Genomic DNA, 11,872 nt, shown 5'->3' with positions numbered 1-11,872 from the left:
AACCGTTTGCCTCTCATGAGCACCCCGTCGTCTCCCCGCAGTTCTCGCACTTCAGGCAGACGCCGTTTCGCACCATCGAAAACGAGCCGCAGTGCGGACAGGCATCGCCTTCGTAGCCCTTCAGTTTGGCCTCCTGCACGGCGCTGATCACCGCGACCTTCGCGTGCCCGTTGCCGTTCGTGGTTGGACCGGCATGCCCGGCGGACGATTGGGCCGTTTTTGGGGCCGGTTGAACCGCGACCGCCGACGCGGCGGACTGTGCACCGGCCGAGGCCTTCGGCGCGTCGCTCTTGGGTTTCGTCGATTTCTCTTCGATCACGTCGTGTTCGCTGGGCGGCGCGTGGAAGTCGTCGTCGTCGTGCGCGCCCTGCACGACATCCGACCGCATCTTCTCCGCCTCCGGATCGAGATGCGCCAGATCATGCCGGTCGAGGTAGGTGATTGCCAGCTCGCGGAAGATATAGTCGATGACCGACGTCGCCGTCTTGATCCGTTCATTGCCGGTCACCATCCCGTTCGGCTCGAAGCGCGTGAACACGAAGGCGTCCACGTACTCATCCAGCGGCACGCCGTGCTGCAACCCGAGGCTGATCGCAATCGCGAAGCAGTTCATCAAACTCCGGAACGCCGCGCCCTCTTTGTGCATATCAAGGAAGATCTCGCCGAGCGTCCCGTCCTCATACTGCCCGGTTCGCAGATAGACCTTGTGTCCGCCGATGCGCGCCTTCTGTGTATAGCCGGTGCGCCGGTTCGGCAGGCTGTGCCGCTGCACCTGATACATCACACGTTCAGCCACCGCTTTGACCGCTTCGGCAGTCTTCACGTCCTCAGTCGGCGGTAGCTCCGTGCCGACATCATCCGTCACCGCATTCAACGGCTGCGAGAGTTTGGAACCGTCGCGATAGAGCGCGATCGCCTTCAACATCAGTTTCCAGCCGCGCGTGTAGCAATCGTCGATCTCCACGATGGACGCGCCGTTCGGCAGATTAATGGTTTTAGAGATCGCGCCGCTGATAAACGGTTGCGCCGCCGCCATCATCTGCAAATGGGCCAGCGGCAGGATGAACCGCTGCCCGTAGGCTCCGCACTTGTTCGCGCAGTCGAATACCGGCAAATGCTCGGGATTAAGATGCGGCGCGTCTTCAATCGTCATCCGTCCGCAAACGTGATCGTTGGCCGCGCGAATCTCCTTGCGCGAGAATCCAAGCGCCGTCAACAGATCCCCGCCCGCTCGCTTCAGCTGTTCGTCCGTGAGCCGCAATTCACTCTTGACCGCCTCTTCGCCGATGACCCACGGCGTCACCGCGAACGTGATATCGAACGCGCTCTTCAACGAGTCATCAATCTTTTTCAGCGAAGCCTCAGATAGTCCTTTCTTCGCCAGCGAATCGCGATTCAAATACGGCGCGCCGTCAAGCATGCCCGTGCCGCGGACATACTGCGAAATCTGCCGGATCTGATCCTCGCCGTAACCCAGGCCTTCCAGCGCCAGCGGCACCGCGCCGTTGATGATGCGGAAATAACCCCCGCCGGCGAGTTTCTTGAACTTCACCAGCGCGAAATCCGGCTCGATCCCGGTGGTATCGCAATCCATGAGCAGCCCGATCGTCCCGGTCGGCGCGATGACCGTGGCTTGCGCGTTTCGATAGCCGTGCTGCAGGCCGAACGCCACGGCTTCGTCCCACACGTCACGCGCGGCATCGACCATCTCCTTGGGGCAGTGCTCAGGTCGCAGTCCCATCGGCTTGATCGTCAAGCTTTCATACGGGTCGAGGGCCCCGTTATAGGCCGCCCGCCGGTGGTTGCGCATCACCCGCAGCATCGCGTCCTTATTGCGCACATAGGCCGGAAACGGGCCGACCTGCGCGGCCAGCTCCGCCGACGTGCGATAGACCATGCCGGTCATAATCGCGGTGATCGCTCCGCACCAGGAGCGCGCCTGATCGCTGTCATACGGCATCCCCAACACCATGCACAGCGTACCCAGATTGGCGTAGCCGAGTCCGAGCGTGCGATACTCCCACGAGCGCCGCGCGATTTCCCGCGACGGGAATTGCGCCATCTGCACGGACACGTCCAGCACGACGCTCCAGATGCGCGTCGCATGGCAAAAGCTCTCGATTTCGAATCGGCGGCCGTGCGGGTCCAGGAACCGCATCAGATTCAGGCTCGCCAGATTGCACGCGGTGTCGTCGAGGAACATGTATTCGCTGCACGGATTCGACGCATTGATGCGTCCGTCATGCGGGCACGTGTTCCACTCGTTAATCGTCGCATCATACTGCACGCCCGGGTCGGCGCAGCTCCAGGCGGATTCGCACAACGTTTCCCACAGCTCCCGCGATCGCAGCGTTTTGGTAGTACGGCCATCGGTGCGCGCGGTCAGATTCCATGGCAGATCGCGCTCGACCGCTTCCATGAAATGGTTTGAGACGCGCACGGAATTGTTCGAATTCTGGCCGGACACGGTCTGATAGGCCCGGTTATTCCAGTCCGTATCGTAGGTATCGAACCGCAGCTCGGTGATGCCCTGGCGGGCCAGTAGCAGCGTGCGCTGGACGTACGCCTCCGGCACGGCGTCGCGTCGGGCTTGCGTTACGGCCTCTTGCAGGGCCGGATTCCGGCGCGGGTCGCAGCTGTTGGGGACCTCCACGGCTGACGCGTTCGCCGCATGCAGGATCGCATTCAAGTGACGTTCGAGCATCCGCGAACCGGTCACCAGGCTCGCGACTTTCTGCTCTTCGACCACTTTCCACCGTACGAACTCTTCGATGTCGGGATGGTCGATATCGAGACACACCATCTTGGCCGCGCGGCGCGTGGTTCCGCCCGACTTGATCGCGCCCGCGGCGCGATCACCGATCCGCAGAAAGCTCATCAGGCCCGAACTGTGCCCGCCACCCGACAACGTTTCGCCGTCGCCGCGGATGCAGGAGAAATTCGTTCCCGTTCCGGACCCGTACTTGAATAAGCGAGCCTCGCGAACCCACAGGTCCATGATCCCGCCTTCGTTCACCAAATCGTCGGACACCGCCTGAATGAAACACGCATGCGGCTGCGGACGCTCATACGCACTGTTCGATTGCGCCAACTCGCCGGATTTCGGATCGACAAAGAAGTGCCCCTGAGCGTGTCCCTTGATCGCATAGGCCCAGTATAGGCCGGTGTTGAACCACTGCGGCGAATTCGGTGCCGCGGTCTGGGCCGCGAGCATGAAGCACAGCTCGTCGTAGAAGATCCGCGCCGCGATTTCGTCGTCAAAGTACCCATGCTGCCAGCCCCAATAGGTCCAGCAGCCGGCCAGCCGCCGGAACACTTGCCGGCTGTCCCGTTCCCCGCCGAACCGGCTATCCTCCGGCAGCTTGTTCAGGACTTCCCAATCCGGCTCAGATCGCTGCAGCCAGGCCGGAACGCCGTCCTCCCAGACCGCTCGGGTGGCCGCCGGGACCCCGGCCTTACGCAGGTACTTTTGTGCCAGAACATCGACCGCCACCTGTGACCAGCCGTCAGGCGCCAGAATCTCGCGAGCCTCGAACAAGACTCGCCCGTCCGGATTAACCAGTCGGGAAGTCCACGGGACGAACTTGAATTCGTCAAACGCATCGTGACCTTCGCGAGTATATCGACGTTCAAATTTCAAGGGGGTCTCCGTGTTGACGCTGACTTGGATATGACGAAGTTGCGGGCGCGCTGGCTGTCGGGAGGAGGCGGATTCCGCTGAATCCGTGGAGGATCGGCCCCACGGTGTCATCTGCCATTTCGGCGCGGCAGTGACAGGCGGGGTCTTGAGACGAGAGGAGAGGCTACCAAGCCTCTACCATACAATGCGGTCTCAATGCCGTTCCGACCACAACATGTAGTGGCTGAAACGAGTGGCCGTAAATATAGGAGCGGTCGGCGTAACTGTCAAGGCCTCTTTCTCACCTTATCGAAATGCATAATCCGACAGTGCTTATCTACAATGTCGCAGACTAATGCTTAGAAAACAGCGGCTAACCGAAATCCCTGCGTGTTATGAACAACTTCATGTCAAACGCCACATTTGGGGACCTAAATTGAGACTTTAAACTAAGTTGAGCTCACGACATAGGCGAATTCCTTCGGATTCGTTTCGATTCTGTAAGGTATGATTTGGACTACCGATGCCTCCCGGCCCCGGAGAGGCGCCTCTCCTTTTTGCCCGGCCGAATCGCGGAGCAAGCCGCGGAAACCGGGCGGCGAACCCGACTTGACATTTTGAGATGATTCGGTTATATTGCGGGTCTTATGGCAATAGGACAATCCAGTTTTCGACCGGGCGGTGGCCCGAACCGCGGCAAGGCCGGCGGTAAGAACACACGAGGACGCGGTCGCGGACCGCGCGGAGCGAGTGCCGCCCGCATCCGGGCCAATCAGCGCAAGCCGTCGTATCTCGACGAGCATCGCATTGATTACATTGACTACAAGGACATCAAGCTCCTGCAGAAGTTCTGCAATCCGCAGGGCAAGATTCTGCCGCGTCGCTTGACTCGGCTCACCAACTTTCAGCAGCGTGCCCTGACGGCAGCGGTCAAGCGCGCCCGTCATCTGGCGTTGATGCCGTTTGTGATGGACACCGAGGCCTACTAAGTTCGGCGCTCTTCGTTTCAAGTTTCGAATTTCAAATCTCAAGTTTTCGGATATCTTATGTCCCGAATCTGTCCAGTGACCGGCCGCTCGCGGCACAAGGCCAACACGGTCAGCCATGCGAACAATCGGCATCGCAAATGGCAATTGCCGAATTTGCGTTCCAAGCGGATCTTTGACGAGGCCACCGGCCAGTGGGTGCGCTTGCGCGTCTCGGCTCGTGGCATAAAGACAATCACGAAGAACGGGCTTCCCGCGAAGCTGCGTCCTGCCGAGTGAGGAGCATAGAGCATGGCGAGTAAGAAGAAAGAAGGCCGGGTGATTATTCACCTCGAATGCACCGAAGCGAAGGCTGCCGGCTGTTCGCCGTCGCGGTACACGACGATGAAGAACCGTCACAACGATCCGGAACGCATGGAGCTGAAGAAGTACAACCCGTTCATGAAGAAGTACACCGTGCACCGCGAAGTGCGCTGAGCGTCGCACGGCCGGACCGGGACGGTGTCCCGGCCGGAATCGGAGGCACACTGGATTTCAAAACGGCGACCGATCGGTCGCCGTTCTTGTTCTTCGTCACGCGGATCCGGCGGCGATGCTTAGTCCGCCGTCATGTGCGCGAGAATCTCCGCCACATCGAACACCGCGCTTGCCCCCGCAAACTCCTTCCGCCAGCGTACCCTGCCGTCGGAACCGATCATGACTATGGAGCAGACAGGCAAAAGCCCCTCGTCGAACACGTCAAAGCCGCGCATCACGGCAGCATTCGGATCGGACAGCAGCATCAGGTCAACCTTCAGCGAATCCGCCCACTTCCGTGATTCACTGCAGCCGTACCCATGAGTCGCCACCGCCACGAAGCCCTGCTTGGCGAACGCCTCGCGATTGGCGCTGAGGCTCCGCAGCATCTCCATGCTGAAGGGGTCCCATCCCCCTGATCGCACGAATGCCAGAATCAACCCGCCGTTCGCCAGCAAGTCGCGTGACCGCACTTCTGCGCTATCGGCGTTCCGCAAGACGAAGCCCGGAGCCTGCCGCCCCACCTCAGAACCGGGGCGCGGCCAACTCCGGGCTTGTTCGCATTGGAAGTCAATCCGCTGCTTCCGGGACTTTCGGATCGTCGCATCAAATGCTCCGCCCAGAGCGGCGGCGCTCACGTACCGTTTGCCGTCGATCTCGCGGTATTCCGTTTCGTCATCCAGATAAAAGGCCACGCAGTTTCCGGGCCCTGCCAGCGTCCCGATTCGCGATTCCACATCGACAATAACTTCCACCGCTATCGAGTTCTGAATGTCATCCAGATTGAGGAAGGTCGTGCCGGCGGCCCGCACCGCATCGAGCCTGCTGACCTGGTCGAGGCCTAAACCGGAAACGGTGCAAAGGGTCTCTGCACTCACAGTCCCGGACACTACCGCCAATCCCGCGATCAAGCCGTATCGCAGGAGATACGTCGTACAACCAACAGCCATCCGCTTACTTCCGTATCATTAGCGGTACGGGATCGGGTCGGTCCAACTGTGCGCTTGAAAGCCCGAATTTGCGTATCGCCTTCTTGACTGCCGAATTCGGATCACGCTTGAGCAGCCAGTAGGCCTTTCGCAGCTGGGCGACTTTCGCGTTGATCGGGTTCGAGTTTAGATCGCAAGCGACCATGCAATCTCTGAAATCCAGCCGTAGCATCCGCTTTCTGAACCGGAATGCGGCCTCGCTGTCCCACACTTCCCCTATCGTGGACTCAACCAAGTTACCGTACAGATACCACGACTTGCAGCACGGTTTTGCCGCGCCGTCCGGGTTGACGAACAACGTATCAAAAGCCACCGAGCAGGGTTGAGGCTTGACCGTGGAGGAGGCGCGCGGACGTACCGGTGAGCGGCCTGAGATTCTGGCGTAATACCAGTCGAAATCATCCAAGTGGAGCAACTTGACTTGCGGATTCCGGTCAGCGGCTTCGTACGCCTGCGCGATGAACCGCTGCACTTGTTCCGGCCCGTGCTTGCGAATCGTCCCGAAGTGATCCGTGAACAACAGGGCCTGGTCCAGCCCATGGTCGGCGGCCCATTGCACAAAGTCCGCCATTTCATGCACCGTGTCGTCGAGAATGACGGCACTGATTCGGAGCTTTAGAGATGAACTCGTTGCATTCCGCTGGCTTACCAGCCGGTCGATGTTTGAAATCACATCAGACTGCCGTCCGAATTGAACAATCTTCCCATACAGCGTCGGATCGATGGCATTAAGGCTGATATTCAGGTAGTCGCCATGTTTGAGGAAGGCCTCTTCCCAAATTCCGCGGAACAGTACACCGTTCGTGACCATATTCAGCTTCAAATGCGTGTACACATTCATGACCAGCTTGAGCAGCTCACGTGTGCCGGGCAGGATCGTCGGTTCGCCTCCGGAAATGGTCGCACTTTCGCTCGCTCGTAGGCCGGGAGCAATCGCTCTTTCCAGATGATGTCGGTCGCCTTTGTCGCCGGGCTGAAATCCGTCTGGTAGCACATCACGCAGCGGACATTGCACTGTTTGCCCATCTCGACGTGCACTCCGCGTAGTTCCTCCAGCGGCCAGTGTCGGATTTGCTCATCTGTCAACGTCCGGCCTTCTGTCTGGCTGACCACGGGTAATGGGTGCATGCTGCTGCCTCCTCACGGTTCTTCCACGCCTTACCAATCGAGATCTCGGCTGTCTGATTCTACAGGATACTCATTCACCCGCAGACTCGCAAGCATTGCGAGGCAGAGGTTCGCAATCACCCCCATCAATTCTCGAATCCGGCTTGACTTACATGCACGGTTTTCCTTAATTGAAGTCACACAGCATAATCGGAAGTCGTCCGCTATACCCGTCGTCGTGGACTCTAAAGCTATTGATTAATCTAAACATAAAGCCCAGCACCAGGCGCCAAGTCGGGCGCAGTGATTCCCGACCACGGTTCTTGGGTGCGGGTCTCGCGATATTCGTCCTCTTTGCCGTGCTGGTCGGCTGTTCCCACCGTCCGGCGAGCAAGGCTGCCGCCCCGGCCGTACCGCCCCTCGACACGAACTTCGTCAGGTCGGTGCCAGTCTCCGGTCACTCCGGCATGGTCGTCTCGGCCGATCCGCTCGCGTCTGAAATTGGTTTGGGGGTGTTGAAGTCGGGCGGCTTGGCCGTCGACGCAGCCGTTGCCACGCTGGCCGCCTTGAATGTGCTGGAGCCGCACGCCTCCGGTCTGGGCGGCGGCGGTTTCCTCCTCTATTATGACGCGGCGCACGACGCCTTTGATGTGATCGACTACCGGGAGCGCGCGCCAGTTCGCACAGACCCCCGCCCGTACTTCGACAAGTCGGACACGCTCCATCTGGTTCAGCGGGCGGGCGGCACCTCGGTCTGCACTCCCGGTGCCGCGGCGGGTTGGCAGGAAATGCATAACCGTTACGGCACGCGGCTACTCCGCGACCTATTTACCCCCGCTCTTGCCCTCGCGGATACCGGCTATCCGATTAGTGAGAAGCGCGCCGCCATCATCCTCGAACACCTCTCCGACCTGCAGGCCGATCCCAACCTGGCGGCGGTCTTCCTTCAGGACAGCCTTCCGCCTGCCGCGGGTTTCAAGATCAAGCAGCCTAAGCTCGGCAAGTTGCTCCGGTTCCTCTCCGGCACGCGTCTGACGAACTTCTACTATCCTCCGGTCTCCACATCCATCTGCAACACCGTCGCCGTACGCGGTGGCGTGTTACGTCCGGATGACCTGACGCATTACGCCGTCAAGGATCGCACGCCGGTTACCGGTACTTATCACGGTTACGAGATCACGACGTTGCCGCCGCCGGCCGGCGGAATCTCATTGCTTGAGATTCTGAAGCTCGTCGAAGGTCAGGACTTGCAGGGGATGGGCTTGCTGAGCGCGGAGTACATTCACACGCTCGCGTGCGCCTCGCGGCAGGCGCAGACCGACATGGACGCATGGATCGGAGATCCTGACTTCAATCGAGTGCCGACGGATCAGTTGCTTTCGTCGTCGTGGCTCGATACCGCGGCCGCGCGTCTGCGGACGGACACGGTGTCCGATAAGCTGATACCGCTGGATTCCATTCATGCTCTTGGTCCGGGCAACACGACGCATGTCGTGATCGTGGACAGCCTCGGCAATCTCGTCAGCATTACGCAGTCGATCAACTACTTTTTTGGCTCGGGTCTCATGGCTGAGGAGTGGGGGTTGCTGCTAAACAATCACATGGCCGACTTCGCCGCCGATACGATCAGTGCGCGCGGCATTGCGCCGTTGCATCGGCCGCCCTCCAACATGGCGGCCACGATCATTCGCCAAGCCGGCCGGCCCGTGCTCGTGATCGGTACGCCGGGCGGCTCGCGCATTGCGCCGACGCTCGCGCAGGTGATTATTGCCCTACTCGATTTCGGCTTGCCACTGAACGAAGCGCTTGATGCTCCGCGCTTTTTCCCGGTGCGCAAGACGCTGGTCGTGGAATCCCGCATTCCGGATTCGACGCTGCAAGCCCTGACCCGCAAAGGCTGGCGAATCTATCCGAATGGACCCTTGAACAACTTCTTTGGCGGGGTACAGGCTATCTTGATCGATCCCGACACCGGCGTACTGACCGGAGCCTCGGATCCGCGCCGCGAGGGCGCCCCCGCCGGCTACTGAGCTCATGCGACAGCCGACCGGATATTCGTGCGCAAAACTGCTCTTCCTCGTTCTGCTGGGAGGCCTGACGCTCTTGCCCGCGGGGGCCGGGTTCGCTCGCGCCCGGCGGCACCCGAGCCACGAACAAATGCTCCGTGCGGCCAAGCTCATGCAGCGTTGCGAACGTCTGATCGAAGCGCGCAAGACGAGTCTCGGCCTGATGGTGGACTCGCTCGACGTCAATCGCACGGGGCTGATCGGCATCGAATTCAGCGCGATCACATCGACCGTTGGCGATCTCGCCGCGAAACGCACGGCCACGAATCCCGATATGGCCGCGTTGATTGTGAAAGAGCTGGTTCGCCATCGCATCGGCAAGTCGGACACGATTCTCGTCTCCATGACGGGCTCATTCCCCGCGCTGAATATCGCCACGCTCTGCGCGCTCGAAGTGCTCAAGATTCCCGTATTCGTGATGACCTCGGTATCGGCCTCCAGTTACGGGGCCAATCAAGAGCAGTTTACCTGGCTGCACATGGAAAACCTGCTGCTGGAGCACGCCCTGCTTTCCCATCGTAGCGACGTGGTCACGCTGGGCGCCGGCAGCGATGTCGGCGGCGGTTTGCTCGGTGACGGGCCGGACATCCTGCGAGCAGTGGCGTCCGAGTTTGGTTATGAACTCGCCGAATCGGAGAATTACCGCGAGCAACGGGAGCTGCGTCGTGACTTGCGCGGCTCGCCTCAGGACTACGCGTTGTTCGTCAATATCGGCGGCAACCGCGAGGCCCTTGGTCCGGCGGGCCACGATTTGCCCGCAGGCTGGATCGACCCCTCGTCCGACTCGTGGAAGTCCGTGCGCGGCCCGAAGAGCGGCGCCGTCTTCGATTTTCTGAAAGCCGGAGTGCCGGTGCTGAACTTGCTGCATGTTGAGGAACTCGCGCAGCGCGCGGGTTTGCCGATCGACCCGCGGCCGCTTCCTGAGCCGGGGGAATCCTCGCTCTACTTCGCGAGGTCGCGCGGCCAGTGAATCCCGGTCTCGTCCTGCTGGTGATGATTGCCGCACTGGCTGGCGCCGTGTTTATTCTGCGCTGGCCGACCGGAATCTCGCTGGCGGTGTCTGCGCTGGCTGGAGCGCTGAGTGGCGGATTTGGAATTCCGCTTCGTCATCTCGTTGAGGGGACGATGCTCTACCTCGATCCGATCCTGATCGTGGTGACGTCGCTCTTCTTCATGCGCGTCTATGAGCAATCCGGCTCCCTGGCTGACTTGAATCGCTGGCTGCTGCGCACGTTTGGCGGTTCGCCGGCGCTGTTGATCGCCGTGCTTACGCTCTTCGTGATGTTCCCGGGGATGTTGACCGGACTTACCGCGCCGTGCGTCCTGACCACCGGCGCGATGTGCGTACCGATTCTGCTCGCGGCCGGACTGTCCCGCGTGCGGGCCGGCGCCTTCATTGCGGTGGCGGCGTTCTTCGGCATGGTCGCGCCTCCGGTCAATATTTGCGCGATGATCATCGGCGGCGGCGTGGACATGCCGTATGTCGGCTTTGGATTGCCGCTCACCGTCGCGGCGTTTCCGCTGGCCTTTGCGAGTTCGTTCTGGCTGATGCGTGGACATATCACGCCGCTTGCCGTGGCGGCCCGAACACGGCTCACGGGTTCCTCGGGTTCGGTGCGCTGGCCGGCGTTCCTGCCTCTGTTCTTTCTGCTGTTGCTCTTGCTCGGTGCGCGCTGGCTGCCCGCGCAGATTCCGGATCTCGGGGTCCCGTTGCTGTTTGTGCTGGCCGCCTTCGTGGCGGCGATCTCGGGCGCTCGCGTGAACCTCCTGAAATCCTTGGAATGGTCCGTCCGTGAGGCGGTCCCGATTCTCGCCCTGCTCGCGGGCATCGGCATGTTCATCCAAGTCTTGACGCTGACCGGTGCGCGCGGCGAGATCGTGGTTAACCTGCTCGTCATTCCGCACTGGCTGCGCGATCTGACGATGGCGATTCTCGTGCCGTTGTTCGGCGGCGTATCCGCCTACGGCTCCAGCAGCGTCCTCGGTGTTCCCTTGTTGCTCGCCATGCTCGAACGCAGCGACATCGTCGTGGCGGCCGCGCTCTCGTTGTTGGCCTCCATCGGCGATTTCCTGCCCCCGACCCGACTCGCGGTCGTCCTCGCCGATCAAGTCACGCAAGCCCAGCGCCCCGGTGGCATCTTGAAGCACTGCTGGATTCCCGCCCTGGCCGCGGTTGTTTGGGCACTCCTGATGATCTGGTTCGCCAATCCACTTGCCCGCCTGTTCGGACTCTCATGATCTCCATCCTGTTCTGGCCCTACTACGTGATTGTGCTCATCGCTGCATTGTTCATCAGCCGCGTTGCGTTGCGGGAGTCAAATTGGCGGATTCAAGCCTCCGCCGCGCTGGCGCTGATCCCCCTGCTCCTGCGCGCGCTCTTGGTGAAATGAGCCGGCGATGAATCAGACGGCCCGATTGCGCGGTGGACTGGTAGTGTTGATCGCGGTTGCGATGGTCGTGATGGCTGCACGCGATTTCTCGCGTGCCGGGGTTGACGAGCCGCTCTATCCCTCTGCCTCGCATTCGCAATGCTATTTGCTTTCGACGGATGCTCCCGCGCTCCGAGGCACCCGCGGCGACACGGACGTT

General features: G+C 61.0%; 11 protein-coding genes. 7 read left to right on the top strand and 4 right to left on the bottom strand.

The window, feature by feature from the left end:
- Window positions 1-13: 13 nt before the first annotated feature.
- Window positions 14-3,751, bottom strand: coding sequence for a vitamin B12-dependent ribonucleotide reductase (locus HZB60_07945; protein MBI5059694.1), 3,738 nt, complete (start codon window positions 3,749-3,751; stop codon window positions 14-16).
- A 515-nt stretch (window positions 3,752-4,266) separates the two neighbouring features.
- Here HZB60_07945 and HZB60_07940 point away from each other — a divergent pair.
- The 3 genes from HZB60_07940 to rpmG are packed head-to-tail and all read left to right on the top strand — an operon-like array spanning window position 4,267 to window position 5,082.
- Window positions 4,267-4,608: a 30S ribosomal protein S18 gene (locus HZB60_07940; GenBank protein ID MBI5059693.1), complete on the top strand. Its 342-nt coding sequence runs from the start codon at window positions 4,267-4,269 to the stop codon at window positions 4,606-4,608.
- 57 nt (window positions 4,609-4,665) lie between these two features.
- Complete coding sequence (gene rpmB / locus HZB60_07935; protein ID MBI5059692.1) at window positions 4,666-4,884, top strand: 50S ribosomal protein L28; 219 nt, start codon at window positions 4,666-4,668, stop codon at window positions 4,882-4,884.
- Between the two features lie 12 nt (window positions 4,885-4,896).
- Complete coding sequence (rpmG, locus tag HZB60_07930) at window positions 4,897-5,082, top strand: 50S ribosomal protein L33 (GenBank protein ID MBI5059691.1); 186 nt, start codon at window positions 4,897-4,899, stop codon at window positions 5,080-5,082.
- Between the two features lie 119 nt (window positions 5,083-5,201).
- Here the strand turns inward: rpmG and HZB60_07925 are convergent, their stop codons facing one another.
- From HZB60_07925 to HZB60_07915, 3 genes are read right to left on the bottom strand one after another with little or no spacing between them, the layout of a single operon-like run.
- The gene (locus tag HZB60_07925; protein ID MBI5059690.1) at window positions 5,202-6,071 is read right to left on the bottom strand and encodes a redoxin domain-containing protein; all 870 of its coding nucleotides are present in this window, start codon (window positions 6,069-6,071) and stop codon (window positions 5,202-5,204) included.
- Between the two features lie 4 nt (window positions 6,072-6,075).
- Entirely contained in the window at window positions 6,076-6,945 is an 870-nt protein-coding gene (locus HZB60_07920) for an SPASM domain-containing protein (GenBank protein MBI5059689.1), read from the bottom strand.
- A 2-nt stretch (window positions 6,946-6,947) separates the two neighbouring features.
- Window positions 6,948-7,238, bottom strand: a complete 291-nt coding sequence (locus HZB60_07915; protein MBI5059688.1) for a hypothetical protein — start codon at window positions 7,236-7,238, stop codon at window positions 6,948-6,950.
- A 302-nt stretch (window positions 7,239-7,540) separates the two neighbouring features.
- Between HZB60_07915 and ggt the strand changes: the two genes are divergently transcribed.
- From ggt to HZB60_07895, 4 genes are read left to right on the top strand one after another with little or no spacing between them, the layout of a single operon-like run.
- Window positions 7,541-9,247, top strand: a complete 1,707-nt coding sequence (gene ggt / locus HZB60_07910; protein ID MBI5059687.1) for a gamma-glutamyltransferase — start codon at window positions 7,541-7,543, stop codon at window positions 9,245-9,247.
- A gap of 4 nt (window positions 9,248-9,251) precedes the next feature.
- Window positions 9,252-10,253, top strand: coding sequence for a poly-gamma-glutamate system protein (gene pgsW / locus HZB60_07905; GenBank protein MBI5059686.1), 1,002 nt, complete (start codon window positions 9,252-9,254; stop codon window positions 10,251-10,253).
- Window positions 10,250-11,521, top strand: coding sequence for a TRAP transporter large permease subunit (locus HZB60_07900; protein MBI5059685.1), 1,272 nt, complete (start codon window positions 10,250-10,252; stop codon window positions 11,519-11,521). The genes pgsW and HZB60_07900 overlap by 4 nt, the downstream gene beginning before the upstream one ends.
- On the top strand, window positions 11,518-11,673 hold the full coding sequence (locus HZB60_07895) for a hypothetical protein (protein MBI5059684.1): 156 nt from the start codon (window positions 11,518-11,520) through the stop codon (window positions 11,671-11,673). Before HZB60_07900 ends, HZB60_07895 begins: the two co-directional genes overlap by 4 nt.
- The last annotated feature ends 199 nt before the right edge of the window (window positions 11,674-11,872 follow it).

This window comes from candidate division KSB1 bacterium (assembly GCA_016214895.1).
Classification (GTDB): domain Bacteria; phylum Electryoneota; class RPQS01; order RPQS01; family RPQS01; genus JACRMR01.
The sequence above is the reverse complement of the archived record's forward strand: the minus strand, read 5'-3'. Positions and strand labels throughout refer to the sequence as shown.

Excerpts from the sequence above, each read along its gene's own strand:
- HZB60_07895 (MBI5059684.1), top strand. The coding sequence starts at position 11,518 with ATGATCTCCATCCTGTTCTGGCCCTACTACGTGATTGTGCTCATCGCT.
- HZB60_07915 (MBI5059688.1), bottom strand. The coding sequence starts at position 7,238 with ATGCACCCATTACCCGTGGTCAGCCAGACAGAAGGCCGGACGTTGACA.
- HZB60_07940 (MBI5059693.1), top strand. The coding sequence starts at position 4,267 with ATGGCAATAGGACAATCCAGTTTTCGACCGGGCGGTGGCCCGAACCGC.
- HZB60_07945 (MBI5059694.1), bottom strand. The coding sequence starts at position 3,751 with ATGACACCGTGGGGCCGATCCTCCACGGATTCAGCGGAATCCGCCTCC.
- HZB60_07925 (MBI5059690.1), bottom strand. The coding sequence starts at position 6,071 with ATGGCTGTTGGTTGTACGACGTATCTCCTGCGATACGGCTTGATCGCG.
- pgsW (MBI5059686.1), top strand. The coding sequence starts at position 9,252 with ATGCGACAGCCGACCGGATATTCGTGCGCAAAACTGCTCTTCCTCGTT.
- rpmB (MBI5059692.1), top strand. The coding sequence starts at position 4,666 with ATGTCCCGAATCTGTCCAGTGACCGGCCGCTCGCGGCACAAGGCCAAC.
- rpmG (MBI5059691.1), top strand. The coding sequence starts at position 4,897 with ATGGCGAGTAAGAAGAAAGAAGGCCGGGTGATTATTCACCTCGAATGC.